Annotated in this window: 1 pseudogene; it reads left to right on the plus strand. The window is 66.5% G+C overall.

The window, feature by feature from the left end:
* A pseudogene (locus tag AC2ETI_RS32830) lies at positions 1-242 on the plus strand (hypothetical protein); the annotation flags it as partial.

The following is a 242-nucleotide window of genomic DNA, read 5'->3' on the forward strand; positions in this document are numbered from 1 at the left end:
TTCTACTTCCGGGTGGCCGGCTTCGTCGGTCTCATCGTGCTGGCGCTGATGGCGATCGCGCGGCTGCTGGCCTGGTACGTCTTCCGGTTCGGGCGCAGCGCACTCGACCGGCAGATCGCCGCCGCCGGGATGTCGCAGCAGCGGCTCTCGTGGGAGATCGCCTGGAAGCCGGTGCTGATGCTCACGGTGGTGATGTACGCGATCGTCGGGATCCCCTGGGATTCATGTTCGCTCAGCAGCAC

It is taken from the genome of Rhodococcus sp. MurmanLake-1, assembly GCF_056945715.1.